The 22,718-nt window shown below is 66.3% G+C and carries 30 protein-coding genes; 16 read left to right on the top strand and 14 right to left on the bottom strand.

The window, feature by feature from the left end:
- The coding region (locus tag PMI15_RS10985) for an alpha/beta hydrolase (protein ID WP_007868261.1) at positions 1 to 340 on the bottom strand (340 nt) is incomplete at its 3' end.
- Between the two features lie 481 nt (positions 341 to 821).
- Here PMI15_RS10985 and PMI15_RS10990 point away from each other — a divergent pair.
- Together PMI15_RS10990 and PMI15_RS24745 are read left to right on the top strand one after the other, a co-directional pair.
- Positions 822 to 1,793 carry a LysR family transcriptional regulator gene (locus tag PMI15_RS10990; protein ID WP_007868264.1) on the top strand — a complete coding sequence of 324 codons (972 nt, stop codon included), beginning with the start codon at positions 822 to 824 and terminating at the stop codon, positions 1,791 to 1,793.
- A gap of 123 nt (positions 1,794 to 1,916) precedes the next feature.
- Positions 1,917 to 2,117, top strand: a complete 201-nt coding sequence (locus PMI15_RS24745) for a hypothetical protein (protein ID WP_007868268.1) — start codon at positions 1,917 to 1,919, stop codon at positions 2,115 to 2,117.
- Here the strand turns inward: PMI15_RS24745 and PMI15_RS10995 are convergent.
- Together PMI15_RS10995 and PMI15_RS11000 are read right to left on the bottom strand one after the other, a co-directional pair.
- Complete coding sequence (locus PMI15_RS10995; protein WP_007868272.1) at positions 2,114 to 3,049, bottom strand: DUF808 domain-containing protein; 936 nt, start codon at positions 3,047 to 3,049, stop codon at positions 2,114 to 2,116. The genes PMI15_RS24745 and PMI15_RS10995 overlap by 4 nt on opposite strands.
- Before the next feature lie 179 nt (positions 3,050 to 3,228).
- On the bottom strand, positions 3,229 to 3,564 hold the full coding sequence (locus PMI15_RS11000; RefSeq protein ID WP_007868274.1) for a YqjD family protein: 336 nt from the start codon (positions 3,562 to 3,564) through the stop codon (positions 3,229 to 3,231).
- Between the two features lie 282 nt (positions 3,565 to 3,846).
- Here PMI15_RS11000 and PMI15_RS24750 point away from each other — a divergent pair, with 282 nt between their 5' ends.
- Entirely contained in the window at positions 3,847 to 4,023 is a 177-nt protein-coding gene (locus tag PMI15_RS24750; RefSeq protein WP_007868278.1) for a hypothetical protein, read from the top strand.
- Positions 4,024 to 4,095: 72 nt separating this feature from the next.
- Here PMI15_RS24750 and PMI15_RS11005 read toward each other — a convergent pair whose 3' ends face one another.
- Entirely contained in the window at positions 4,096 to 4,617 is a 522-nt protein-coding gene (locus tag PMI15_RS11005; protein WP_007868281.1) for a GNAT family N-acetyltransferase, read from the bottom strand.
- 182 nt (positions 4,618 to 4,799) lie between these two features.
- On the opposite strand from PMI15_RS11005, the gene PMI15_RS11010 reads away from it, so the two are divergent.
- Positions 4,800 to 5,396 (top strand): hypothetical protein, encoded by a 597-nt coding sequence (locus PMI15_RS11010; protein ID WP_007868284.1) that lies wholly within the window; start codon positions 4,800 to 4,802, stop codon positions 5,394 to 5,396.
- A gap of 27 nt (positions 5,397 to 5,423) precedes the next feature.
- Positions 5,424 to 5,735 (top strand): 2Fe-2S iron-sulfur cluster-binding protein, encoded by a 312-nt coding sequence (locus PMI15_RS11015; RefSeq protein ID WP_007868285.1) that lies wholly within the window; start codon positions 5,424 to 5,426, stop codon positions 5,733 to 5,735.
- A gap of 8 nt (positions 5,736 to 5,743) precedes the next feature.
- On the opposite strand, the gene PMI15_RS11020 is transcribed toward PMI15_RS11015, so the two are convergent.
- Positions 5,744 to 6,295 (bottom strand): GNAT family N-acetyltransferase, encoded by a 552-nt coding sequence (locus tag PMI15_RS11020; RefSeq protein WP_007868288.1) that lies wholly within the window; start codon positions 6,293 to 6,295, stop codon positions 5,744 to 5,746.
- Between the two features lie 121 nt (positions 6,296 to 6,416).
- Between PMI15_RS11020 and PMI15_RS11025 the strand changes: the two genes are divergently transcribed.
- The 4 genes from PMI15_RS11025 to PMI15_RS11040 all read left to right on the top strand — a co-directional run bounded on the left by PMI15_RS11025 (position 6,417) and on the right by PMI15_RS11040 (position 9,780).
- Positions 6,417 to 7,301 (top strand): LysR family transcriptional regulator, encoded by an 885-nt coding sequence (locus PMI15_RS11025; RefSeq protein WP_007868290.1) that lies wholly within the window; start codon positions 6,417 to 6,419, stop codon positions 7,299 to 7,301.
- Positions 7,302 to 7,381: 80 nt separating this feature from the next.
- Positions 7,382 to 8,482, top strand: a complete 1,101-nt coding sequence (locus PMI15_RS11030) for a M14 family zinc carboxypeptidase (protein ID WP_007868292.1) — start codon at positions 7,382 to 7,384, stop codon at positions 8,480 to 8,482.
- Positions 8,479 to 9,240: an alpha/beta fold hydrolase gene (locus PMI15_RS11035; RefSeq protein ID WP_007868295.1), complete on the top strand. Its 762-nt coding sequence runs from the start codon at positions 8,479 to 8,481 to the stop codon at positions 9,238 to 9,240. The genes PMI15_RS11030 and PMI15_RS11035 overlap by 4 nt, the downstream gene beginning before the upstream one ends.
- Before the next feature lie 126 nt (positions 9,241 to 9,366).
- Positions 9,367 to 9,780 carry a hypothetical protein gene (locus PMI15_RS11040; RefSeq protein WP_007868298.1) on the top strand — a complete coding sequence of 138 codons (414 nt, stop codon included), beginning with the start codon at positions 9,367 to 9,369 and terminating at the stop codon, positions 9,778 to 9,780.
- Between the two features lie 15 nt (positions 9,781 to 9,795).
- On the opposite strand, the gene PMI15_RS11045 is transcribed toward PMI15_RS11040, so the two are convergent.
- Positions 9,796 to 11,250, bottom strand: coding sequence for a PLP-dependent aminotransferase family protein (locus tag PMI15_RS11045; RefSeq protein ID WP_007868303.1), 1,455 nt, complete (start codon positions 11,248 to 11,250; stop codon positions 9,796 to 9,798).
- 143 nt (positions 11,251 to 11,393) lie between these two features.
- On the opposite strand from PMI15_RS11045, the gene PMI15_RS11050 reads away from it, so the two are divergent.
- Positions 11,394 to 12,158, top strand: a complete 765-nt coding sequence (locus PMI15_RS11050) for a c-type cytochrome (RefSeq protein WP_051001954.1) — start codon at positions 11,394 to 11,396, stop codon at positions 12,156 to 12,158.
- Positions 12,155 to 13,441 carry a cytochrome c gene (locus PMI15_RS11055; protein ID WP_007868308.1) on the top strand — a complete coding sequence of 429 codons (1,287 nt, stop codon included), beginning with the start codon at positions 12,155 to 12,157 and terminating at the stop codon, positions 13,439 to 13,441. The genes PMI15_RS11050 and PMI15_RS11055 overlap by 4 nt, the downstream gene beginning before the upstream one ends.
- A gap of 13 nt (positions 13,442 to 13,454) precedes the next feature.
- On the opposite strand, the gene PMI15_RS11060 is transcribed toward PMI15_RS11055, so the two are convergent.
- Complete coding sequence (locus PMI15_RS11060) at positions 13,455 to 14,699, bottom strand: MFS transporter (RefSeq protein WP_007868311.1); 1,245 nt, start codon at positions 14,697 to 14,699, stop codon at positions 13,455 to 13,457.
- 140 nt (positions 14,700 to 14,839) lie between these two features.
- Between PMI15_RS11060 and PMI15_RS11065 the strand changes: the two genes are divergently transcribed.
- The 3 genes from PMI15_RS11065 to PMI15_RS11070 are packed head-to-tail and all read left to right on the top strand — an operon-like array spanning position 14,840 to position 16,664.
- Entirely contained in the window at positions 14,840 to 16,162 is a 1,323-nt protein-coding gene (locus PMI15_RS11065) for an NAD(P)/FAD-dependent oxidoreductase (RefSeq protein ID WP_007868313.1), read from the top strand.
- A 40-nt stretch (positions 16,163 to 16,202) separates the two neighbouring features.
- Positions 16,203 to 16,346 (top strand): hypothetical protein, encoded by a 144-nt coding sequence (locus tag PMI15_RS25085; RefSeq protein WP_007868315.1) that lies wholly within the window; start codon positions 16,203 to 16,205, stop codon positions 16,344 to 16,346.
- 3 nt (positions 16,347 to 16,349) lie between these two features.
- Positions 16,350 to 16,664 (top strand): VF530 family DNA-binding protein, encoded by a 315-nt coding sequence (locus PMI15_RS11070; protein WP_007868316.1) that lies wholly within the window; start codon positions 16,350 to 16,352, stop codon positions 16,662 to 16,664.
- Positions 16,665 to 16,688: 24 nt separating this feature from the next.
- On the opposite strand, the gene atpE is transcribed toward PMI15_RS11070, so the two are convergent.
- Entirely contained in the window at positions 16,689 to 16,925 is a 237-nt protein-coding gene (atpE, locus tag PMI15_RS11075) for a F0F1 ATP synthase subunit C (protein WP_007868318.1), read from the bottom strand.
- 41 nt (positions 16,926 to 16,966) lie between these two features.
- On the opposite strand from atpE, the gene PMI15_RS11080 reads away from it, so the two are divergent.
- Positions 16,967 to 17,677, top strand: a complete 711-nt coding sequence (locus PMI15_RS11080) for a pseudouridine synthase (RefSeq protein WP_007868321.1) — start codon at positions 16,967 to 16,969, stop codon at positions 17,675 to 17,677.
- A gap of 41 nt (positions 17,678 to 17,718) precedes the next feature.
- On the top strand, positions 17,719 to 18,474 hold the full coding sequence (locus PMI15_RS11085; protein ID WP_036838486.1) for an SDR family NAD(P)-dependent oxidoreductase: 756 nt from the start codon (positions 17,719 to 17,721) through the stop codon (positions 18,472 to 18,474).
- Positions 18,475 to 18,574: 100 nt separating this feature from the next.
- On the opposite strand, the gene ppk2 is transcribed toward PMI15_RS11085, so the two are convergent.
- The 6 genes from ppk2 to PMI15_RS11115 form a co-directional block, all read right to left on the bottom strand.
- Positions 18,575 to 19,477 carry a polyphosphate kinase 2 gene (gene ppk2, locus PMI15_RS11090; protein ID WP_036838491.1) on the bottom strand — a complete coding sequence of 301 codons (903 nt, stop codon included), beginning with the start codon at positions 19,475 to 19,477 and terminating at the stop codon, positions 18,575 to 18,577.
- A gap of 138 nt (positions 19,478 to 19,615) precedes the next feature.
- Positions 19,616 to 19,855 carry a YdcH family protein gene (locus PMI15_RS11095; protein ID WP_007868336.1) on the bottom strand — a complete coding sequence of 80 codons (240 nt, stop codon included), beginning with the start codon at positions 19,853 to 19,855 and terminating at the stop codon, positions 19,616 to 19,618.
- A 31-nt stretch (positions 19,856 to 19,886) separates the two neighbouring features.
- Positions 19,887 to 20,324, bottom strand: coding sequence for a universal stress protein (locus tag PMI15_RS11100; protein ID WP_007868339.1), 438 nt, complete (start codon positions 20,322 to 20,324; stop codon positions 19,887 to 19,889).
- A gap of 165 nt (positions 20,325 to 20,489) precedes the next feature.
- A complete protein-coding gene (locus tag PMI15_RS11105) occupies positions 20,490 to 21,464 on the bottom strand; it encodes a tripartite tricarboxylate transporter substrate binding protein (protein WP_007868342.1) in 975 nt (324 codons plus the stop codon).
- A gap of 44 nt (positions 21,465 to 21,508) precedes the next feature.
- Positions 21,509 to 22,225: a class II aldolase/adducin family protein gene (locus tag PMI15_RS11110; RefSeq protein WP_007868346.1), complete on the bottom strand. Its 717-nt coding sequence runs from the start codon at positions 22,223 to 22,225 to the stop codon at positions 21,509 to 21,511.
- A gap of 157 nt (positions 22,226 to 22,382) precedes the next feature.
- Complete coding sequence (locus PMI15_RS11115) at positions 22,383 to 22,664, bottom strand: DUF427 domain-containing protein (RefSeq protein WP_007868348.1); 282 nt, start codon at positions 22,662 to 22,664, stop codon at positions 22,383 to 22,385.
- Positions 22,665 to 22,718: the final 54 nt, after the last annotated feature.

Raw genomic sequence — 22,718 nt, forward strand, 5'->3', positions numbered from 1 at the left:
GGGGGAGCTTGTGGCGGGCCTTGAAAGCCCACTCCAGGGCGGCATAGCCCATCTCAACGGCACTCGGAAAGGGGTGATCCGGCGCCAGTGGATAGTCCAGCGACATCACCACCGCGCCGGCATCGGCCAGCAGCCCGGCCACGCAGGAGCCGCCCTCCAGCGAGCCGCCCACAAAGGCGCCCGCGTGGAAATGCAGCACCAGCGGCGACACGCCCGCGCTGCCGCGGCGGCCATAGAAACGCACGTCCAGCGGCTTTTTCAGCGCAAGCTGGATCTGCTTTTCGACCCACGGGGGGCTGGTTTTGTCGTCGCCTGGCGTGGCGGGCTGCTGGCTTTTCATCGTCGTGAACCGCGTAGGGCTCCGGTTTGTTGCAATGCAGCAGAAGATACGCCCGGGGTGTCACTTAATAAATAGCCGTTCTGTTTATTCTTTATTTCACCAGTGCAACAATCGAGGGTATGCCTGTGCCCCCCACGCTGTCGTACCGGGCAATTTGCCGCGCAAGCCCCTGCCCGCTTCATTGCCGCGACTTGAGGCTTGGGACGCGAAGTGTGGGCCTTGCCCCCATGGCAGGGTCCACAGACCTCGGGAAAACCCGGACACGACCAAGGGCTATTTGGCGGCCGTCACGGGAAGCCGCCATGATGGTCACAATCGCCCCTCGCAGTTCCCCCGCGGATCTCTGTTCACGGACCTCCCCGGCTTTTCCCAGGACCCTCGCGGCCATCCACCGCCGGGGGATGAGGCAGCAGGCCTACCGGCCCGCGGCGCCTCAAATGCATTGACAGACCCTTACCAGGACCACAGGACAGGACTTTTCATGGACAAGTTTTCCGCAATGCAGGCCTTTGTACGGGTCGTGGAAGCCGGCACCTTCACCAAGGCCGCCGATTCCATGGGCATGCCCAAGCCGACCGTGACGCGGCTGATCCAGACGCTGGAGCAGTCGCTGGACACCAAGCTGCTCAACCGCACCACACGCAAGGTCACGGTCACGGCCGACGGCGCGGCCTACTACGAACGCGCCGGCCGCCTGCTCGGCGAGATGGAAGAGCTCGAATCGAGCATGTCGCGCGCCAAGGCCAGCCCGCGCGGCCGGCTCAAGGTGGACATCCCCTCCTCCCTGGGCATGGCAGTGGTGATCCCGGCCCTGCCGGATTTTTATGCGCGCTACCCCGACATCCAGCTGGAGCTGGGTGTGAGCGACCGCCCCATAGACATCCTGGCCGAAAACGTGGACTGCGTGATACGCGGCGGCGAGATCACCGACCAGTCGCTGGTGGCACGCCGCATCGGCGAGTTCTATTTGATGTCCTGCGCCTCGCCGGCTTATCTCAAGCGCCATGGAACACCGCAACATCCGCAGGAACTCGCGCATGGGCACAGGCTGATCCGCTATGTATCGCCGCGCGACGGCAAGCTCTACGGCGTGACGCTGCACAAGGACGGCGAAATGGTGGAGGTCGAGGGCTACCACCAGCTCTCTGTCAACGATTCGAACGCCGGCGTGGCGGCGGCGCTGGCCGGCCTGGGCATCCTGCAGACGGTCACCTTCCTGGTACAGCAGCACATCAGCAGCGGCGCGCTGGAGCCGCTGTTCAACGGCTGGTGCTCCGCGGCCAAGCCGATTCACGTGGTCTACCCGCCGAACCGCCACCTGAGCAACAAGGTGCGCGTCTTTGTCGACTGGATCGCCGACCTGTTCGCCAGGCACGACCTGATCCAGCGCAAGAGCAGCCTGCCGGGGCGCGCCGCGCGCGCACAGCCCGTTGCCGAAGCGCTGGTCGAGTAGCCGCCGCCCCGGCCCGGCATCTCCTACAGACGGCGTCACTGACAGCCTACAGCGCAAGCGGCATTCGCCGATTAAGGTTAAGGCCTGTCCGAACCGTCCTGCACTGCTTGCGAAAGACCTCACATGCCAAGATTAAAAGCCCCAGCGCCCGATGCCGAAAGCCGCAAGGCACTGGAGCAGCGGGCACGGGAAGCCGTGTTGCCCACACCGCCCCGGCAAAAAGGGCGCTGGCCCTTTCCCGTCACCGATGACCAGCCCGCGGGCGAAGCCGGCGACAGCCAGCGCGAATCGCCGGACGGTACACCGGCCCGCAAATCCGACTAGGAGCGCGGCTTCAGGCGTTTGGCCAAGCTGACCAGCAGCAGCACCAGCGCGCCCGCCACCAGGCCGACCAGCGCATCCATCAACAGCGGCGTGAGCGCGGCCAGGAATGCGCCGGCACCGGTTGCCACTTGCTGCGTGAGCGCTTCAATGAAGTGGTGCAAGGGCGCGAAGCCGTGCGTGAGTATGCCGCCGCCCACCAGGAACATCGCGGCCGTGCCGGCCAGCGACAGCCCCTTCATGAGCCAGGGCGCGGCCCACAGGATCGCCCGCCCCCCGCGTCGCTGCAGGCGCGGCCAGGCACCCTCGCCCGTGCGCTGGCTCAGGTAAAGCCCGCCGTCGTCGAGCTTGACGATGCCGGCCACCAGACCGTACACGCCGACCGTCATGGCCACGGCAATCCCGCAGAGCACCGCCACCTGCGTCACAAAGGGGCTGGCCTGCACCGTGCCCAGCGTGATCGCGATGATCTCGGCAGACAGGATGAAGTCGGTGCGCACCGCGCCCTTGATCTTGTCCTTTTCCAGCGCCACCAGGTCCACCGCGGGATTGGACAGCGCGGCAGCCAGCGCCTCGTGTTCGGCGGCCTGCTCGTGCGCGCTGTGCATGAATTTGTGCGCGAGTTTTTCAAAGCCCTCGTAACAAAGAAAAGCGCCGCCCACCATCAACAGCGGCGTCACCGCCCAGGGCGCGAAAGCGCTGATGGCCAGCGCCGTCGGCACCAGGATGGCCTTGTTGATGAAGGAGCCCCTGGCCACGGCCCAGACCACCGGCAGCTCGCGATCGGCCTTGACGCCGGCAACCTGCTGGGCATTGAGCGCCAGGTCATCGCCGAGTACGCCGGCGGTTTTTTTGGCGGCGACTTTGGAAAGCAGCGCCACGTCGTCGAGCACGGTGGCGATGTCGTCAATCAATGCAAGCAGGCTGCTGGCCATGGTGTTCTTTTCGTCAGGGCTGCGGCGTCGGATCGCAGCAATGTGGAAGAGGCATCCGGCGCGTGGTGTCGTATTTATGGCGCCGAGGAAGAGCCGCCACTTTACCCAACTTCCACGACGGCAAAAGAAAAGCCGCCCGCAGGCGGCTTTTCCGGATGATTTCCGTCAGGAGCACTGGCTCAGCGCGCGGTCAATCGTCCCAGGATAAAGCCCAGGGCCAGGGCCGCGCCCACGGCTTCCAGCGGCCTTTCCTGCACCCAGGATTTCGAGACTTCCAGCGCATGCGCAGGCGCCTCGCTGATGCGGCGCGTCTGGTCGGCAAAACGGTCGGCCACGCTGCTGGCGGTGCCCGCGAGCTTGTCGACACCCTGGTGCGCCGCCGAGGAAGCGCGGTCCACCGCGCTGCGTGCCGGATCGGCCACCTTGTCGATGCCGCTGTGAAGCGCCGCGCCGGCGGACTCGACACCGCGCTGGATGGGATTGCCGCCGGCGGGTGATGCTGTGGTTTTGTCCATGGTGCTTCTTTCAAAAATATTCCACAAAATACGGATGTCGCGTTGCCGGTGGCATAGGCCATCAAAAGATCATCCGGCGCGTCCGACCACTGTAGGCACAACCCAGGCAGCGGGCTGTGCGCGGCCGGACAGGCTGCATGTAGGACAAGGGAGTGTTGCAAGGCCCGGCCGGCTGTCGGACCGGGCTGACAGGAGAACGGTCACTTGGCTTGGCGGGCCGCGCCATACAGGCCCGCATCATCAAGGCCTGACCAAACCTCATCCGGACCCAAGGAGAGTTTCATGTCCAGGAATGCAAGACGCACCCCAAAATCCCGCCTGAGCGACAACGGCCAGCCCCGCTACGGCCCACCCGAAGAAGCCGCCGAAGACGACGAAGGCCTGGAGTTGCCGGTGGAACCCGATGAGGGGACGCCGCTCATTCCGGATGATGAGCGGGTCGTCAATGTGCCTTCATAAGGTCGGGATTTTCCGCTCCCTGTCCTCTGCTAGGCTTGCTGGCCACCAGGACCCGGCCAGCAGGACTCAAACTCAATCAACCAGGCGCTTGAGCCGAATCTCCTCAAGCTTGGCGCTGCCAAACGCCACCGTCTTGAGGGAGGGCATCTCCCTCTTGAAGCCGGCGGCGTGTTCATAAAACGCCAAGGCCCGTTCATTGCGCAACAGCACCCACAGCGTGACCTGGGTGCAGCCTTCATCCTTCAGGCCTTCACGCGCACCGTCCCAGAGGGCCAGGCCGGCGCCTTTGCGCCAGTGATCGGGGTGGACGTACAGAGCCCAGATTTCGCCGACGGTGGATTTGGTGCCGGCGTCACGTGAGCGGTCAAAGCCGACAAAACCCACGACCTGTTCGCCTTCGGTGGCCACCAGCAGTTGCGGTTCGCTGAATTCGATGGCTTCGCGCCAGTAGGCCTGGCGTTTTTCGACGGTGATCTTGGCCAGATAGTCCTCGGGCAGGAGGTCCTTGTAGGCGGCTTGCCAGGTGGCGACATGGATTTCGGCGATGGCTTTGGCATCGCGGGACGTGGCAGGACGGATGGAGTAACTGGACATGAAAAATCGGGGGGTTTGTTCTGGGGGTCGAAAAAAAAATCCGGCGGAGCGGAATTGTCGCCCAAATTGCCGCCCAGGCGGCAATACATTGACCCACGCCCGCCGAACGGCGCGCCGATGGCCGGAAGCGGCCGGACCTCGGGTACATTCGGCGCACCATAACCCTTACAAGTGCTCGCACCATGGCCCAACGCCTTCAGTTTCCCCTGCAAATGTCTTTCAAGCTCATGGCGTTTGCGCCGCAGTTCCTGGTCAAGGACGCCCGCGACCAGCCGGTGGCATATGTCAAACAGAAACTCTTCAAGCTCAAGGAAGCCATCTCGGTGTTCACCAACGAGAAGCAGGACCAGTTGCTGCACCAGATCAAGGCCGACCGGGTCATCGATTTTTCGGCGCTGTACCACTTCACCGATCACCAGGGTGCGGCGCTGGGCGGCATCAAGCGGCGCGGCATGCGCTCCATGTGGCGGGCCGGTTTTGAGGTGCTGGACAACGGCATCACGCTTTTCAGCATCAATGAAAAAAGCGTGACGACGCGTTTCCTGGACGGGCTCTTCAGCCAGATTCCCCTGATCGGGATTTTCTCGGGCTATGTGTTCCACCCGGCCTACCAGGTCACCCGGCCCGACGGCACGCTGGTGGCCGAACTCACCAAGCAACCCGCCCTATTTGAGGGCCGGTTCGCCGCTGCGCAGATGGCGCCGTTCAATGAGCGCGAGGAGCAGCAATTGCTGCTAGCCCTGATGACGGTGCTGCTGCTCGAGCGCATGCGCGGCTGAGGCGAACGCCACCGCGAACAGACGGCCATGGACGACGAAACCCAAGCTGGCAAGCCCGCCGCCGCGCCGGTGTTCAGCGCCCGGCTGGACCCGGAGGGAGCGCGCTTCAGCGCCTCGCCGTCCCTGCCCCTTCTTCAGTCGGCGCTCCTGGCCGGCGTGGCCATGGACAGCTCCTGCCGCAACGGCACCTGCCGCACCTGCATCCGCCGGCTGGCCAGCGGGCAGGTCGCCTACCGCATCGAATGGCCGGGCCTGAGCGCCGAGGAAAAAGCCGCAGGCTACATCCTGCCCTGCGTGGCCTACCCGCTGTCGGATGTGGTGATCGCGCCGGCCGACTGAGAGCAGCGCTAAACGGCCTGGGCCACGGGCCGGCCTCCGGGTGATGCCGCGCCCTCGCCGAGCACGCGCTGCATCAGCACCGTGTCCACCCACTCACCGAATTTGTAGCCGACGCAAGCCAGCGTGCCGACGCGCGCAAAGCCCTGCGCCTCGTGCACCCGCAAGGACCCCGTGTTCGCGCTGTTGCCGACCACCGCCACCATCTGCCGGAAGCCGCGCTGTTCGCACTCGCTGATCAGCTCGCGCAGCAAGGCGCTGCCAACGCCGGTCTGGCGCATGCCGGGCGCGACGTAAATCGAATCCTCCACGGTATGCCGGTAGGCCGGCCGCGCACGCCAGGCGCTGCCATAGGCATAACCCACCACCTCGCCGCCCTGCTGCGCCACCAGGTAGGGATAGCCGCCGCGCAGGATGTCGGCGCGGCGCGAGCGCATCTGCTCCACGGTGGGCGGCTCGAGTTCGAAGGTGGCCAGGTTGGTCGCCACGTAGTGGGCGTAGATGGCCTGGATCGCCACGGTGTCGCTCTCGGTGCAGGGGCGGATGGAAAGCGCGCCGGCCATGGGACTGGCGCAGGGCGCGAGGGGAGTCTGTGAAGAAAAATGCTGCATGCCGCCATGGTTGCGCAAGGCTCAGCATAAGTAAATATGTGAAAACTTATGATTTTCATTAGAATTTCTTTGCATGCTCAACCTGGACCACCTGCGCACCTATGCGCTCATCATCGAAACCGGCAGTTTTTCGGGTGCGGCCGAAAGGCTGGGGCTGTCGCAACCGGCCATCAGCCTGCAGGTGCGGCAGCTGGAGCAGCGGCTGGGCGTGCGCCTGGTTGAACGCGTGGCGCGCCGGGCCGCGCCCACGCCGGCGGGGCTGGACCTGCTGGCCGGCATACAGCAGGTCAACACGGCGGTGGACGGCGTGATGGCCGCCATGGCCTCGCATTCGTCCAACGTCGAGGGCCGCGTGACGCTGGGGACCGGCGCCACGGCCTGCCTGTACTTGCTGCCGCAAATCCTGCGCTCGCTGCGCAGGCGCTTTCCCAAGCTCAGCGTGGTGGTCAGCACCGGCAACACGGCAGACTTCGTCAAGGCGGTGGAAGGCAACACCCTGGACCTGGCGCTGGTGACCCTGCCGGTCAAGCGCCGCGCGCTGGTCACCACGCCGCTGCTGAACGATGAGTTCGTGGCCATCGCCTCCAAGCGCGAAGCGCCGCTGCCCACCAGGATCACGCCGGCCTTCCTGGCCAAACGCGAGCTTGTGCTCTTCGAACCGGCGGCCAACACCCGCGTGATCATCGACCAGTGGTTTCGCGATGCCGGCCACGCGCCCCGGCCCGTGATGGAGCTGGGCAGCGTGGAGGCCATCAAGGAGATGGTGGCCGCCGGCCTGGGCTGCAGCATCCTGCCGGCCATGGCCGTGACCGGCCCGGGCCAGCACCCCGAACTCGTGGTGCACCCGCTCTACCCGCGGCTGCAAAGAACGCTGGCGCTGGTGATGCGCGGCGACAAGCCGGTGAACAAGGCCTTGCACCAGGTGATCGCCGCAATCGCCCAGCGAACCGGCAACTGAAGGGGCTGCAGCGGCATTCGATACAAAAAACCCGGCCGGCATGTAGCGCGCTGTCAAACAACTGTGCCAGCATGTCAGGGATGGAAATCCCGCCGTCGACCGCCGCCGTGCAAAGTCCCCGCAGCCTGCACAGCCCCTACAGCCTGACGCCGGCGCGCGACGCGGCCGCGAGTTTTGCGGAGCTGGAGGAACTCAAGGCGATCCTGCTGGCGGGCAGCGCACACTTTGAGGTGGACGTGGTGGCCGAGGCGCACACGGCCGGGCCCTCGTTTCCGCTTTACACGGCCAGCATAGGCTCGGCCGACCCGCAGGCGCCGGCCGTCGGTTTTTTCGGCGGCATCCACGGGCTGGAACGCATAGGCACGCAGTTGATCCTGCATTACCTGCGCGCGCTGCTGTTCCGCCTGGAGTGGGACGAGCTGCTGCACCGCCAGCTCGAAAAAATTCGGCTGGTTTTCATGCCCATCGTCAACCCGGGCGGCATGTGGGCGCACAAGCGCGCCAACCCGCAGGGCGTGGACCTGATGCGCAACGCGCCGCAGCGGGCCGAAAGCCAGGTGCCCTTTCTCGCGGGCGGGCAGACCATCAGCCCCCTGCTGCCCTGGTACTGCGGCCGGCCCGGCGCGCCCATGGAGGCCGAAAGCGCGGCCTTGCTGCGGGTGGTGAGCGAGCAACTCGCCAGCCGCCCCTTCAGCCTGGCGCTGGACTGCCATTCGGGTTACGGCTTTGACGACAGCTTGTGGTTTCCCTATGCCAAGACGCGCCGGCTGATGGCGCACCTGCCCGAGATGTTCGCGCTGCGGACCATGCTGGAGCAGTCGCACCCGCACCACGCCTACAGTTTTGAGCCGCAGAGCAACCAGTACCTGCTGCACGGCGACCTCTGGGACCATGCCTACGACCACGCGCCGCCGCGCCATGTGTTCCTGCCGATGACGCTGGAGCTGGGCTCCTGGCTGTGGATACGCAAGAACCCGCGCCAGCTGTTTTCGCGGCACGGCATCTTCAACCCCATGAAGGCGCACCGCACCAAGCGCGTGTTGCGCCGCCATGCGGACTTGCTGGACTTCCTCACACGCGCCGCCTTTGCCGCGCCGAACTGGCTGCCCTCGGAGGAGCGGCGCGCACAGCTCGCGCGGCTGGCCACGGCGCACTGGCGGCCCAGGCGGGTGCTCGCATGAGCTGGGTGCTGCTCAGGGGCCTGACCCGCGAGGCGCGGCATTGGGGCGATTTCGCGGAGCGGCTGGCGCGCGCCTTGCCGGGCTCGGCCAGCGCCGCCACCCGCGTGCTGGCACTGGACTTGCCGGGCAACGGTGTGTTCCGCCGCGAAACCTCATCGGCCACAGTGGGTGCCATGGCCGACTTCGCGCGCGGACAGCTGCGCGCGCGCGGGCTTGCGCCGCCCTACAGCCTGGTGGCGATGTCGCTGGGCGCGATGGTGGCCGCCGACTGGGCACAGCGTTATCCGCAAGAGATCGAACGGCTGGTGCTGGTGAACACCAGCATGCGACCGCTGGGCCGCACGAGCGAACGCCTGCGCCCCGGCAACTGGCTGCCGCTGGCGCTGGTGGCGGCGCGCTGGAGCAACGCGGAGCATGCCGAGCGCGTGATCCACCGCATCACCTGCAACCGCACTACTTCGCTGGAGCAGGACATTGCAGCGTGGACCCGCATCCGCCAGGACGCGCCCGTGAGCATCGCCAACGCCTGGCGCCAGCTCAAGGCCGCGGCCGCCTTCAGCATGGCCGTGCCGCCGGCCTGCCCGGCCCTGGTGCTGTCGTCGTCGGCCGACCACCTGGTGCACCCGCGCTGCTCGGCCCGGCTGGCCCAGGCCTGGCAGGCCGCCCACCACGAGCACCCCTGGGCCGGCCACGACCTGCCGCATGACGATGCGGACTGGGTCTGCAGGCGCATTGCCGACTGGGTCGATGGCGGCTGAACCGGCGCCCTTTACATTCAGCTGTCAACGCTTTCCTTGGTGCCAGACCGGGTTTTGCCGGCCCGGGCCGGCGCGGCCAGGCGACTCGGGCAGAATATTGCCTTGTCTATACAAGACACGCCCGCCATGAAGAATCCTTCCCCTCCCGAGATCCAGCCCGCCGGGCCGCAGCCAGCTGATGGCGGCCAGGCCGCCGCCGCGCCGACGCGCAACAAGCGCATGTGGGCGCTGGCGCTGGGCACGGCGGCGCTCTGGAACCTGGACCCGGCCTTTGGCGAAATGGCTGAGATGATTGGCATGATCGCCTGCGCCGGCAACAAGACCCTGGCCAAGGACGCCATCGCCCAGATGCGCAGCAAGGCCGACACCCTGCGCGCGCAGATCCCGCCCCTGCCCGCCAGCGCCTTGACCAAGGTGGTGCGGCGCGCCGAAGCCGCCTGCGGCGCGGTGCTCGACAAGGGTGTACGCGTCAAGGAAGTTCAGGCCAGCTGGGACCATTTTGTGGCCTGCGTGCGCGCCTTGCCGGACAAGCACCGCTAGGCAAGCCGCCAACGCTCAGTTTGCGGCCTCTGTGTAGGGGCTCTGCCGCCGCGCCAGCATTCCCAGGCCCTGCATCGCCGCCTCAAAACGCTCGCTCCACGGATGGCCGTAATTGAGCCGCAGGCAGTGCCGGAAGTTGCGCCGCGCTGAAAACACCGGGCCCGGCGCCACGCCTATGCCCAGCTCCAGCGCCGCCTGGTGCAGAGCCAGCGCGTCAAAACCCTCGGCGAATTCCACCCACACAAAATAGCCGCCCGCGGGGCGCGACACACGCACGTCCGGCGGGAAATGGCGGGCGATGGCGGCCAGCAGGCTGGAGAGCTGCGACTCCATCGCATGCCGCAGCTTGCGCAGGTGTTTGTCGTAGCCGCCGTGCTGCAAGTAGTCGGCGATCGCCATCTGCGCGGGCAGGCTGGCCGACAGCGTGGTCATCAGCCTGAGCCGCTCTATCTGCTGGCCGAAGCGCCCGGGCGACACCCAGCCCACGCGGTAGCCGGGCGCCAGCGTCTTGCTAAAAGAGCTGCAGTGCATCACCAGGCCCTTGCGGTCAAAGGCCTTGGCCGGCAGCAAGCCGCGGTGGCCGAAATACAGCTCGGCGTACACGTCGTCCTCAATCAGCGGAATGTCATGGGCCGCCAGCAGTGCGACCAGGGCCTTCTTTTTCTCCAGCGACAGGCTGGCGCCGGTGGGGTTCTGGAAAGAGGTCATGAACCAGCAGGCCTTGACCGGGTGGCGCTGCAGCGCGTCGGCCAGCGCCGCCAGGTCCAGGCCATCCTGCGGGTGCACCGGAATTTCCAGCGCTTTCATCTTGAGCCGCTCCAGCGCCTGCAGGCTGGCGTAAAAGCCGGGCGACTCCACCGCGACCAGGTCGCCGGGCTGGGCCACGGCCGCCAGGCACAGGTTCAGCGCCTCCAGCGCGCCATGCGTGACGATCAGTTCCTCGGCCGGTTGCGCCAGCCCCAGGCCCAGGTAGCGCAGTGCGATCTGCCGGCGCAGGCCCTCGTCGCCGCGCGGCAGGCTGGCCACGGTGTCCGGCCCCTGGATAAAACGCGCGCTGCGGGCCAGCGACTTGCCCAGCCGCTGCAGCGGAAACAGCCCCGGCGCCGGGAAGGCCGAGCCCAGCGGCGTGATGGCCGGGTCCTGCGCCGCGCCCAGCACCGAGAACACCAGCTCGCTGACATCAGGCCGCGGCGCCACCCGGGCCGACTTGCCGGCCCGGCCATCGGCCGCGCCACGCGCCGGCGCCGCCAGCTGCTGCATGGCTGAGGCCGTCACGTAATAACCCGAGCGCGGCTGCGCGCGCACCAGGCCTTTTTCTTCCAGCCGGTAATAGGCCTTGAAGGCGGTGGAGGCGCTCAGGCCGTGCTGCGCCGTGATCGTGCGTATTGACGGCAGGCGCGTGCCGGGGGCCAGGCGCCCGTTGCGGATGTCGGCGGCCAGCAGTTCGACCAGTTGTTCGTAGCGCTTCATGAAATGCGTATGGGGGGCGCCCGGCTTGAGTCCGGCCAGCGCCCAATCTGATATCGCAATTTTCCGCTGTTTTTCATCTGATACGCTTTTTTCATCGGCAACTGATGCTTACGCGGACTGACCATGTGGGGCATGATCCCCTCATGCATGAGACCTGTTCTGGATATTCTTGGCTGCGCGCGTTGGCCCGGCATGCGCTGCCGGCCGCCCTGGCCTGGGTAGCGGCCGGCACCGCCGTGGCCGCGCCGCCTCCCTTTGAAGACAGCATCGCCCAGCGCGCCATGGCCTGCACCGCCTGCCATGGGCCGCAAGGCCGGGCCGCGCCCGACGGCTACTACCCGCGCCTGGCCGGCAAGCCGGCCGGTTACCTCTACAACCAGTTGCTCAACTTCCGCGACGGGCGCCGCCACTACGGCCTCATGACGCAGCTGATTGAGCCGCTGAGCGACGCCTACCTGATGGAGATCGCCACGTATTTTTCGCAGCTCGAAGTGCCCTACCCCGCGCCCCTGCCCGCCGCCGCCGCGCCCGAGGTGCTGCGCCACGGCCGCCAGCTGGTGCTGGAAGGCGATGCCGCGCGCCAGTTGCCGGCCTGTGTGCAATGCCACGGCAAGGCCATGACCGGCGTGGCGCCCGGCATCCCCGGCCTGCTGGGCCTGCCGCGCGACTACCTCAATGCACAGCTGGGCGCCTGGAAGGCCGGCCAGCGCCGCGCGCACGCGCCCGACTGCATGAAGGAGGTGGTGGCGCGCCTGACCCTGGAAGACATCAATGCCGTGGCCAGCTGGGCGGCCGCGCAGCCCCTGCCCGCCAGCACCAAGCCCGCAACCAGCCTGCCGCCACTCCCCCCGGGCGCAAGCGCCATCACCTGCGGCAGCGCGCCCGCGCCCACGAAGGCGCAAAAATGAAAAAAGCCTTGAAATTTGTCCTCATCCTGGCGCTGCTCGCCGCGGGCGCCGGCGCGCTGGTCTGGGCCCTCAATGTGCGCGACGAGGTCGACGTGAAGGCGCCGGTGGCCAACGCCGCGCCCAGCGACGGGCTAATCGCGCGCGGTGCCTACCTGGCGCGGGCCGGCAATTGCCAGGCCTGCCACACCGCGCAGGGCGGTCAGGCCTATGCGGGCGGGCGCGGCATCGCCACACCCTTCGGAACGGTCTTCACCTCCAACCTCACGCCCGACGACAAGACCGGCATAGGCGGCTGGTCGGCCGCCCATTTCTGGCGCGCCATGCACAACGGCCGCTCCAGGGACGGCCGGCTACTCTACCCGGCCTTTCCCTATACCAGCTACACCCAGGTCACGCGCGAGGACTCGGACGCGCTGTACGCCTACCTGCGCAGCCTGCCCCCGGTGGTTGCGCCCAACCTGCCGCATGCACTGCGCTTTCCCTACCAGTCGCAGGCCGCGCTGGCGGTGTGGCGCGCGCTGTTCTTCAGCCCCGGCGTGTATGAGCCCGACGCCGCGCGCGGCGCCGAATGGAACCGCGGCGCCTACCTGGTCAAGGGCCTGGGCCACTGCGCGGCCTGCCACACGGCGCGCAACGCGCTGGGCGGCAGCGACCAGGGCCTGGACCTGGCCGGCGGCCTGATCCCCATGCAGAACTGGTACGCGCCCTCCCTGGCCTCGCCCTATGAGGCGGGCGTGGGCGACTGGGACAAACAGCACATCGTGAGCCTCCTGAAAAACGGCGTGTCACCGCGCGCCTCGGTCACCGGCCCCATGGCCGAAGTCGTGCAGCGCAGCACCCAGTATTTAAGCGACGCCGACCTGGGCGCAATGGCGCAGTTCCTCAAAGAATTGCCCCCTTCGCAGACAGCGCCCCCCGAGCCGGCCGCCATCAAGACACAGGGTGAGTCGGTGCAACGCGCCGCCAAGCTCTACGAGCAGCACTGCGCCCAGTGCCACGGCGCCAAAGGCGAAGGCATCGCCAATGCCTACCCGGCGCTGGCCGGCAACCGCGCCGTCACCATGGGCCAGGCCTCCAACCTCGTGCAGATCGTGCTCAACGGCGGCTACGCACCGGCGACTGAAGGCAACCCGCGGCCCTTCGGCATGCCGCCTTTTGTGCTGGTCCTCAATGACGCCGACATGGGGCTGGTGCTCACGCACATACGCCAGTCCTGGGGCAACCGGGCGAGTGAGATCACGCCGCTGGAGGTGAACCGGATACGGGCGAGTTCCAAGCAGTGAGCGACCGTGGAGGCTATTTAGTCACCATGCGGTCGCGGCGCGACAGCGACGGAAACATCCTGAACCAGGCCGCCGCCACCAGCAGCGTGCCCACGCCGCCGGCCACCACCGAGCCCACCGGCCCCAACAAGGCAGCCGTGGCACCGGATTCAAATTCGCCCAACTGGTTGGAAGCGCCTATGAACACCGAATTCACGGCGCTGACGCGGCCTCGCATCTCGTTGGGGGTTTCGATCTGCACCAGGGTCTGGCGCACCACCACGCTGACCATGTCGGCCCCGCCCGAGATGGCGAGCACGGCCAGCGACAGCGCAAAGCTGGTGGACAGGCCGAACACCACCATGCAGACACCGTAGACCGCCACCGCCGACAGCATGGTCGGCCCGACGCGGCGCTCCAGCGGCCAGCGCGTGAGCAGCGCCGACATCAGCAAGGCGCCCGCGGCGGGCGCACCGCGCAGCAGGCCCAGGCCCCAGGGGCCGACGTGCAGGATGTCCTTGGCAAACATGGGCAGCAGCGCGGTGGCGCCGCCCAGCAGCACGGCAAACAGGTCCAGTGAGACGGCGCCCAGCAGGGCCTTGCGCTGCCAGACGAACTCCACGCCGGCCAGCAGCGTGCGCAGGGTCACCGGCTCGCGCGGCGGCGGCGCGTGATCGTAGCGCAGCGCGGCAATCAGCCCGCAGCCGGTGGCGAACAGAAAGGCGCAGGTGGCATACACCGCCGTGGCACCGGCCACAAAAATCACGCCGCCCAGTGCCGGCCCGCCTATGATCGCCGCCTGCATGCCGGCTGAGCTGAAGGCCATGGCGCGCGGCAGCATGGCCGGCGGCACCAGCACCGGGGTGAGCGCCTGCTGCGCCGGCATCTGAAAGGCGCGGGCCACACCCAGCAGGACCGACACCGCGAGCAGCAATTCGCGTGAAGCCCAGCTGTGGTGGACCTCCCCTATTTGCCAGCCCTGCGTGGCCGCTACCAGGATCACCGCCACCGTGGCCTGCGTGACCAGGCAACCGGCGATGATGCGGCCGCGGTGCACCCTGTCTGCCACATGGCCCGCCACCAGCGTGAGCAGCAGCGCCGGCATGAACTGGTACAGGCCCACCAGGCCCAGGTCCCAGGCGCTGCCGGTCAGCTCGTACATCTGCCAGCCCACGGCCACCATCAGCATCTGGCTGCCCGTAGCGCCGAAAATTCGTGCGAACCACATGCGCATGTAGGCGCGCTGGCGGGTCAGTTCTTTAAAGGTGTGTGTCGGCATGCGGGCGCCAAGCTTAACAGCGGCATGTCAACACGGCGGATCAGGGGATATTGAAGGGTGCCGGCCTGAGCCGCGGGCAGACGCCCTCGCCCGCCAGTTAACATGGAGGCATAAAAAAGAGCAACACCCCAGGAGGTTTTATGCATCGCATCGTCATCGTTGGAGGGGGCGCCGGAGGACTGGCGCTGGCTACGCAGCTGGGCAAGCGCCTGGGCAAAAAAGGCCTGGCCGAAATCACCCTGGTCGACGCCGCCCGCACCCATGTCTGGAAACCCCTGCTGCACCAGCTGGCCGCCGGCAGCTTCGACACCCATGCCGAGGAAATCGAATACCTGGCGCAGGCGCGCTGGAACCACTTCAAGTTCCGCCTGGGCAGCCTCACCGGCGTGGACCGGCAGAACAAGACGGTGCAACTGGCCGCCAGCCATGACGAGGCCGGCCGCGAGATCACGCCGGCCCAGCAGCTGGCCTACGACACCCTGGTGATTGCCGTGGGCAGCCAGACCAATGATTTCGGCACGCCCGGCGCGGCCGAACACACCATCAAGCTGGACAGCCCGCAGGCAGCCAAGCGCTTTAACGACAGGCTGATCAACGCCTGCCTGCGCGCCCAGACCGTGCCGCGCATGGCCGGCAGCGGTCGCCTGACGGTGGCCATCGTGGGCGGCGGCGCGACCGGCGTCGAGCTGGCCGCCGAGCTGCATGCCGCGGCGCGGGTGCTGGCCAACTACGGCTTCGACCACATCCATCCCGAAAAAGACCTGCAGATCGTGCTGGTGGAAGCCGCGCCGCGCCTCTTGGCCCAACTGCCCGAGCGCCTCAGCGAATCGGCCATGCGCGAGCTGCGCAAGCTGGCCATCGAGGTGCACACCAATGAAAAAGTGATCGAGGTCACCGCCGACAGCCTGAAAATGGCCAGCGGCAAGGTGGTGCCCGCCAGCATCACGGTGTGGGCCGCCGGCGTGAAGGCCGCGGACTTTTTGCGCAGCCTGGGCGGCACACCCGAAGGCGGCGAAGCGCTGGAGACCAGCAAGCTCAACCAGTTGATGGTCAACGGCAACCTGCAAACCACGCACGACGCGAACATTTACGCTTTCGGCGACTGCGCCGCCTGCCAGCAGCCCGACGGCACCTGGGTGCCGCCGCGCGCGCAGGCCGCCTACCAGCAGGCCATGTACCTGGCGCGCTCGTTGCAAGACCTGATCGCCGGCAAGCCGGTCGCGCCCTTTGTGTTCAAGGACCAGGGTTCACTGGTGTCGCTGTCCGAGTATTCCTCGGTCGGCAGCCTGATGGGCAGCCTGACCAAAGGCAGCTTTTTCATCGAGGGCCAGCTGGCCAAGTTCATGTACTGGGGCCTGCACAAGCAGCACCAGCTGGCCTTGGGCGGCTTCAAGAAAACGGCCTTGATCACGCTGTCCGAAATGCTGGACCGCACCCACCGCCCGCGCATCAAGTTGCACTGATAATCAGGGTTCGTCACTCATCAACTCATCGGAGCACACCATGGCAAAAGGACAACAAAACAGCAACAAGATGGTCAAAAAGCCCAAGAAGGACAGCTCGCCGCCCAAGCCGGTCTCACCCGACGCGGTGCGCCCGACCATCGTCACGCAGGTGATCCCGCGCGGCAAGATCAAGGACAAATAAGCCATGGCAGCCGGCACCGGCGACCTGCCTGCAAAGGCCCCGGCGGCACCCGTGCAGCCGGGCAATCCCTTGCATGGCGTGACGCTGGAAGCCATGGTCACCGCGCTTTCAGGCCACTACGGCTGGGAAGCGCTGGGGCGGCGCATCAACATACGCTGCTTCACCAGCGATCCCAGCGTGGCCTCCAGCCTCAGGTTCCTGCGCAAGACGCCCTGGGCGCGCGAGAAGGTCGAAAGCCTTTACCTCTTCATGCTGCGGGAAGCCAAACGCAGCGGCCCCACGGTCCATAACTTCCCGCCGCCCAAGCCCAGGGCCTGACCTGGGCCCGTTCTTCGATCGGGTCTATAACGGGTTGGCGAAGAGCAGCATCATGGCGATCCCCACCCCGATCAGGAAGTTGGCATCGATCAGGCCGGCCAGCAGAAACATCTTGACCTGCAGCGGCTCCATCATCTCGGGCTGGCGCACGGCGCCCTCCAGGAAGCGCCCGCCCATCGCGCCTATGCCCAGGCAAGCACCTATGGCGCCCAGGCCTATGATCAATCCACATGCAATGGCAATGGCACCTGCGTCGGTCATGGTTTCTCTCCTTGGTTAAAAACTTTGTTGATGGCTCCATCATGAAGGCCGGCACGCCGCCAAACAATGACCTCGCAGGTAATGGCGCCGCGGCCGCCGGCCTGGTCCTGCTGCATGCCGACGACAGCCTGCTGGTGCTGGACAAGCCCGCGGGCTTGCTCGCCGTGCCGGGGCGCGGCGAAGGCAAGCAGGACTGCCTGAGCGCGCGCGTGCAGGCGGTTTACCCCGATGCGCTGGTCGTGCACAGGCTGGACCAGGCCACCTCGGGCCTGATGCTGATGGCGCGCGGCGCGGCCATGCAGCGCGCGCTGAGCCTGGCCTTTGAAAGCCGCGAGGTCGGCAAGCGTTATGTGGCCGTGGTGGAGGGACGCCTGCCTCCTCCGCCGCCGTCTTCACTGGATAACGACGGCTGGGGCTCGATAGACCTGCCCATCATCGTGGACTGGCCGAACCGCCCTCTGCGCATCATTGACGCCGAACGCGGCAAGCCCAGCCGGACGCGCTGGCGCGTGCTGGCCTTTGACGCGGCGGCGAACACCACGCGCGTGGAACTCGAACCCATCACCGGCCGCTCGCACCAGCTGCGTGTGCACCTGCAGGCCCTGGGCCATCCCATCCTGGGCGATGCGCTGTATGCCCCGGCCGAAGTGCAGGCCAAGGCGCCGCGCCTCCTGTTGCATGCCGCGGCGCTGCGCTTCGCGCACCCGGCCAGCGGCGTGCCGCTGTCGTTTGAAAGCAGCCCCGGCTTTTAGCGGCGCCGGCAGCCCGGGCTCACCGGCGCTAACATGGGGCCATGAAACATCTCACCCTCATCACAGGCGCATCGCGCGGCATGGGCTTGTCCATGGCGCGCCAGCTGCTCAGTGCCGGCCACACGGTGCTTTGCATCTCCCGCACGTCGGTACCCGACCTGGACGCGCATGCCAGGCACGTGGACGCCACAGTGCTGCAATGGGAACATGACCTGGCCGACAGCGGCTCCCTGGCCGGAAAACTGGAAAGCTGGCTCAGGGATTCGCAGGCGCAACAGGCCTGGGCCAGCGCCACGCTGATCAACAACGCGGGCGTGATACCGCAGATCGCCCCGCTGAGCGAAATCGGCGCCGACGACCTGGCGCGTGCGCTGCGTGTCGGGCTGGAAGCGCCCATGCAAATCACCGCCGCTTTCCTGCGCGCCACCGAAGACTGGAAAGCACCGCGCAAGGTCCTCAATATTTCGTCGGGGCTGGGGCGACGGGCCATGGCCTCACAGGCCGCGTATTGCGCCGCCAAGGCCGGCATGGACCACTTCACGCGCAGCCTGGCGCTGGACGAAGCCTTGAAGCCGCAAGGTGCCAAGGTCTGCTCGCTGGCGCCGGGCGTGATCGACACCGGCATGCAGGAACAGCTGCGTGCGGCGCCGGCCGAGGCATTCCCGGACCGGGCCTCGTTTGTGGGCCTGAAGACTGGTGGATCGCTGACTTCGCCGGACGATGCGGCGGCGCGCATCATTGCATTCCTGGCGCGGCCTGACTTTGGCGCCAACCCGGTCGCTGACGTCAGAGATTAAAAGCCATCAGTAGGGGCCGCGGAACCGGCTTTGCCGGGCCGCAGGCGCCGCCCCCTTGAGGGGGGAACGGACTACACGAAGTGAGTCTGGACGGGGGTGTTCAATATATTTCCGGCACCACGATGTCCTGTGGGACAGGATTGCGCACATAGTCCTCATGCCGCACCCGCTCCGGCAGCACGATGGCCGGGTGTTCGGTTTCCTGGTAGGGCATCTGCTGCAGCAGGTGGTGTATGCAGTTCAGGCGCGCCTTTTTCTTGTCGACGGCCTGCACCACCCACCAGGGGGCTTCTGGAATGTGGGTGCGCTCCAGCATGATTTCCTTGGCCTTGGTGTATTCCTCCCAGCGCCGGCGCGATTCGAGGTCCATGGGGCTGAGCTTCCACTGCTTGAGCGGATCGTGGATGCGGCCCAGGAAGCGCAGGTGCTGCTCTTCGTCGGAGATGGAAAACCAGTACTTGATCAGCTGTATGCCGGATCGGCCCAGCATTTTTTCAAACTCGGGCACGGTGCGGAAAAATTCCTCGTACTGCTCGTCGGTGCAAAAGCCCATGACGCGCTCCACGCCGGCGCGGTTGTACCAGCTGCGGTCGAACAGCACGATCTCGCCGGCCGCCGGCAGGTGCGACACATAACGCTGGAAATACCACTGCGTGCGTTCGCGGTCATTGGGGGCCGGCAGCGCCGCCACGCGGCACACACGCGGGTTGAGGCGCTGGGTGATGCGTTTGATGACGCCGCCCTTGCCGGCCGCATCGCGGCCTTCAAACAGGATGACCACCTTGTGGCCGGTGGCGACCACCCAGTCCTGCAGCTTCACCAGTTCGGCCTGCAGGCGGAACAGCTCGCGGAAATACTGGCGGCGGTATTCCTTGTCCCTGGCCGCGTCCCGCGGGCTGCGGCTGTGGTCCTCGCCGATCAGTTCGTCCACGGTGCGGTCTTCGATCTCCATCTCCAGCTCTTCGTCGAGGCTGTCGAGCAGGTCGTTGCGGATACGCCGCATCAAATCTTCGTCGCTTGAATTCAAGGGTTTCTCCCGCAAAAACCGAAAACCGGCAACACGCCAGCGTAGCGGGCTTGCATGGCAGTTTGATGAAAGGCCACCAGGGCTTTGCGCGAAACGGCCCGCGAAGGACCAGTCTCAAGGCTTCTTGAGGATCTGGTAGATCTCGTCCTTCACCTTGAGCCGCCTTTTCTTGAGGTCTTCCAGCGCCTCGTCGGTGATGGCGCCCACGCCCTGCTCATAGCGGGCGATGGCGTGGTTGTCGGTGTCGTACTGGGTGAAGAGGCTGGCAAAGTGCGGGTCGGACACCTTGAGGCTGCGCATTTTCTGCAGGTATTCCGGAAACTCGTGCGCCAGGTCGTGATTCAGCAAGTCCATGGGAAGCTCCTTGTATGGCCGGAATACCAGCTTAGTCCCGAACCACCAGCACCGGCAAGTGGGCATGCGACAGCACCTGGGCCGTGACGCTGCCCAGCACCAGTTTTTCAAGGCCGCGCCGGCCATGTGAGCCCATGACGATAAGGTCGGCGTTGACAGACTCGGCAGTGTCCAGGATGCCGCGGTAGATCGCATGGCCTTCAACGATCGAGCCGGTGGCCGCGATGCCCACGCTCTCGAAAGCCTGCTTGGCGGTCTTGATGGCCTCGTTGGCCTCGGCCGTGGCCGCGCCCAGGTATTCGGCCTGGCCGTAGGCGAAGTCGGTGCCCACCCCGGTGAAGGCATAGGGGTCTATGACGTAGATGATGGTCACCTCGGCCTTGAAGGCCTGCGCGATCGCCAGCGCGTTGCCTATGGCTTTTTGCGAGGTGGCCGAGCCATCCACGGGAACCAGAATGTGTTTGTACATGATGCGCTCCTTGAAAACCCTGGACAGATTCTCAGGCACCAGCCCCTCGCGGGTCAATGCCGGCCCCGGCCGTCCCACCCGCGGAAGGACCGGCCTTGCATCATTTATAGATCAGGGCGCCCGCGGGCGCCGTCAGACAAGGCGCCGAAAACCGGCGGCCCCGGCTTACTCGGCCTTGATGTTGGCCGACTTGGCCAGCTGCGCGTAACGCGCGAGGTCGGCCTTGATGAGCTTGGACAGCGCCGCGCCATTGCCGGACAGCGGCTCGACACCGGCGCCCGAAAGGTTTTCCTTCACGGCGGGTTCGGCCAGCACCTTCTGCACGTCGGCGTAGATCTTGGCAACCACTTCGGGCTTCATTTTGGCGGGGCCCATGAGCGCGTACCAGATGGAAAAATCCAGCGGCTTGAGGCCCTGCTCTTCAAACGTCGGCACCTGCGGCATCAGCGGGTACCGCGCGGCGGTCGACACGCCGATGGCATTGAGTTTGCCGGTCTTCAGATGCGGCGCGGCGAGGTTGGCGCTCAGGATGGCCATCTGCACCTGGCCGCCCACCACGTCGGTCAGGGCCGGGGCGCAGCCCTTGTAGCCCACGTTGGTGGCGGCGACGCCGGACTTCTGCTTGACCAGCTCCATCACAAAATGCTGGGGCGTGCCGACACCGCAGGAGCCGTAGCTCAGCCCCGTCGGGTTGGCCTTGGAATAGGCGACCAGCTCCTTGAGGTTGGTGATATTGGTGCTCTGGTGCGACACCAGCGCGATCGGCGTGAGGCCCAGCAGCATGATGGGCGTCAGGTCTTTTTCGGGGTCGTAGTTGAGCTTGCCGTTGACGGCCGGGTTGACCACCATGGTGCTGTTCTGCAGCAGCAGCGTGTAGCCGTCCGGCGGCGCGTGCACCACGGCCTCGGTACCTATGTTGCCGGAGGCGCCCGCGCGGTTGTCCACCGCGACGCCCTGCCCCCACATGGCCTGCAGGCGCGCGCCTATCTGGCGCGCCAGGATGTCGGAGCCGCCGCCCGTGCCGTAGGGCACGATGACGCGCACGGCGCGCGACGGATAATCCTGCGCCAGGGCCTGGCTGGCGCCCAGGCAGCTCAGGGACATCAAGGCGGCCAGCGCCAGCAGTCGGGGAAATTTCATGGTGTGCCTTTTCGTTGACGGGTGATGTTGCGGTGATGAAAGGATTACTCGACGGTCCCGACGGCCCGGCTCCACAGCTCCCAGGGCCGCATGACCTGGCCTTCATTGGTGTTCATGGCTTTGTCGGCTTCTTCGGGCGTCAGGAATTCAATCGGTCCCAGCGCGCTGGCGCTGAGCTGCAGCTTGGCGTTTTCCTCGGCATAGACAGCGCGGTAGACCGCCCGCTCCAGCGAAGGGGCCACCACGGTGGAGCCGTGGCCGCGCATCAGCACGCAGCTATGCTGGCCCAGCGCCTTGGCCAGGTCCTTGCCCAGGCCCATGTCGCGGATCAGCAGGTCGGTGTTGCCGTTGGACTCGCGGATTTCATACAGCGACGAGCCGCTGCCCAGGAAACCGCTCATGTGGAAAATGGGACGCAGGCGTTGGCCGGTCACACCGAAGGGAATCACGCTGGGCGAATGGCTGTGCACCACCGCCATGACGTCGGGCCGCGCGCGGTAGATCTCGCCGTGGATGAAACGCTCGAGATAGGAACGCAGCGTGGACGGGACCACCAGGTCGCCGTTGAGGTCATACACCAGGATGTCGGCTTTTTTGACCAGGCCGGGCGCGCGGTTGCATGACAGCAGGAAGTGCTCCGGCGACTTGTCGTGGCGCACGCTCACATGGCCGAAGCCATCCACCACACCCTGGTCGTGGAGGATGCGGTTGGCAACCACAAGTTTTTCGACGAGCACGGGATCGGGAGTGGAAAGCGTCATGGAGTCTCCTTATCAACAACGGCCAGGGCGGCTGTTTTTAATAAGTATACATATTACATTCGGATTTTCCGGGCAAATGGAGGAGCACAAAGGGTAAACCCGACCTCCTCTACCAATCGCCAGCAGCCCGGCTGTGGCTGCGCCTCAGAACCTGTTCTCAAGGCTCGATCTTGACGCCCTTCCAGAAGGCGACATGGCCCTTGATGTTCTCGGCCTCGGGCTTGGGATCGGGGTAATACCAGGCGGCGTCGGTGTTCATCTCGCCGTTGACCAGCAGCGAGTAATAGCTGGCCTGCCCTTTCCAGGAGCACATGGTGTGGTGGTTGCTGAAGGTGATGTAGTCGCGGTTGAGCGAGCTCTCGGGGAAGTAGTGGTTGCCTTCCACCACCACGGTGTCGTCGCTTTGCGCAATCACTGCGCCGTTCCAGATGGCTTTCATGGGAATGTCTTTCTGCTGATGCGGGTGCGGATACGGATCAGGGTGAGCAGGGCC

The organism is Polaromonas sp. CF318 (assembly GCF_000282655.1).
In the GTDB taxonomy this organism is placed as follows: domain Bacteria; phylum Pseudomonadota; class Gammaproteobacteria; order Burkholderiales; family Burkholderiaceae_C; genus Polaromonas.

Bases quoted from the DNA above. Each gene is read 5' to 3' on its own strand.
- PMI15_RS25085 (WP_007868315.1), top strand. From the start codon at position 16,203: ATGGCAAAAGGACAACAAAACAGCAACAAGATGGTCAAAAAGCCCAAG.
- atpE (WP_007868318.1), bottom strand. From the start codon at position 16,925: ATGACCGACGCAGGTGCCATTGCCATTGCATGTGGATTGATCATAGGC.
- PMI15_RS11070 (WP_007868316.1), top strand. From the start codon at position 16,350: ATGGCAGCCGGCACCGGCGACCTGCCTGCAAAGGCCCCGGCGGCACCC.
- PMI15_RS11095 (WP_007868336.1), bottom strand. From the start codon at position 19,855: ATGGACTTGCTGAATCACGACCTGGCGCACGAGTTTCCGGAATACCTG.
- PMI15_RS11030 (WP_007868292.1), top strand. From the start codon at position 7,382: ATGGAAATCCCGCCGTCGACCGCCGCCGTGCAAAGTCCCCGCAGCCTG.
- PMI15_RS11035 (WP_007868295.1), top strand. From the start codon at position 8,479: ATGAGCTGGGTGCTGCTCAGGGGCCTGACCCGCGAGGCGCGGCATTGG.
- PMI15_RS11065 (WP_007868313.1), top strand. From the start codon at position 14,840: ATGCATCGCATCGTCATCGTTGGAGGGGGCGCCGGAGGACTGGCGCTG.
- PMI15_RS11025 (WP_007868290.1), top strand. From the start codon at position 6,417: ATGCTCAACCTGGACCACCTGCGCACCTATGCGCTCATCATCGAAACC.
- PMI15_RS24745 (WP_007868268.1), top strand. From the start codon at position 1,917: ATGCCAAGATTAAAAGCCCCAGCGCCCGATGCCGAAAGCCGCAAGGCA.
- PMI15_RS11040 (WP_007868298.1), top strand. From the start codon at position 9,367: ATGAAGAATCCTTCCCCTCCCGAGATCCAGCCCGCCGGGCCGCAGCCA.
- PMI15_RS11115 (WP_007868348.1), bottom strand. From the start codon at position 22,664: ATGAAAGCCATCTGGAACGGCGCAGTGATTGCGCAAAGCGACGACACC.
- PMI15_RS11020 (WP_007868288.1), bottom strand. From the start codon at position 6,295: ATGGCCGGCGCGCTTTCCATCCGCCCCTGCACCGAGAGCGACACCGTG.
- ppk2 (WP_036838491.1), bottom strand. From the start codon at position 19,477: ATGCGGCGTATCCGCAACGACCTGCTCGACAGCCTCGACGAAGAGCTG.
- PMI15_RS10990 (WP_007868264.1), top strand. From the start codon at position 822: ATGGACAAGTTTTCCGCAATGCAGGCCTTTGTACGGGTCGTGGAAGCC.
- PMI15_RS11085 (WP_036838486.1), top strand. From the start codon at position 17,719: ATGAAACATCTCACCCTCATCACAGGCGCATCGCGCGGCATGGGCTTG.
- PMI15_RS11055 (WP_007868308.1), top strand. From the start codon at position 12,155: ATGAAAAAAGCCTTGAAATTTGTCCTCATCCTGGCGCTGCTCGCCGCG.
- PMI15_RS11045 (WP_007868303.1), bottom strand. From the start codon at position 11,250: ATGAAGCGCTACGAACAACTGGTCGAACTGCTGGCCGCCGACATCCGC.
- PMI15_RS11100 (WP_007868339.1), bottom strand. From the start codon at position 20,324: ATGTACAAACACATTCTGGTTCCCGTGGATGGCTCGGCCACCTCGCAA.
- PMI15_RS11050 (WP_051001954.1), top strand. From the start codon at position 11,394: ATGCATGAGACCTGTTCTGGATATTCTTGGCTGCGCGCGTTGGCCCGG.
- PMI15_RS11000 (WP_007868274.1), bottom strand. From the start codon at position 3,564: ATGGACAAAACCACAGCATCACCCGCCGGCGGCAATCCCATCCAGCGC.
- PMI15_RS11005 (WP_007868281.1), bottom strand. From the start codon at position 4,617: ATGTCCAGTTACTCCATCCGTCCTGCCACGTCCCGCGATGCCAAAGCC.
- PMI15_RS11015 (WP_007868285.1), top strand. From the start codon at position 5,424: ATGGACGACGAAACCCAAGCTGGCAAGCCCGCCGCCGCGCCGGTGTTC.
- PMI15_RS11060 (WP_007868311.1), bottom strand. From the start codon at position 14,699: ATGCCGACACACACCTTTAAAGAACTGACCCGCCAGCGCGCCTACATG.
- PMI15_RS24750 (WP_007868278.1), top strand. From the start codon at position 3,847: ATGTCCAGGAATGCAAGACGCACCCCAAAATCCCGCCTGAGCGACAAC.
- PMI15_RS11080 (WP_007868321.1), top strand. From the start codon at position 16,967: ATGAAGGCCGGCACGCCGCCAAACAATGACCTCGCAGGTAATGGCGCC.
- PMI15_RS11105 (WP_007868342.1), bottom strand. From the start codon at position 21,464: ATGAAATTTCCCCGACTGCTGGCGCTGGCCGCCTTGATGTCCCTGAGC.
- PMI15_RS11110 (WP_007868346.1), bottom strand. From the start codon at position 22,225: ATGACGCTTTCCACTCCCGATCCCGTGCTCGTCGAAAAACTTGTGGTT.
- PMI15_RS11010 (WP_007868284.1), top strand. From the start codon at position 4,800: ATGGCCCAACGCCTTCAGTTTCCCCTGCAAATGTCTTTCAAGCTCATG.
- PMI15_RS10995 (WP_007868272.1), bottom strand. From the start codon at position 3,049: ATGGCCAGCAGCCTGCTTGCATTGATTGACGACATCGCCACCGTGCTC.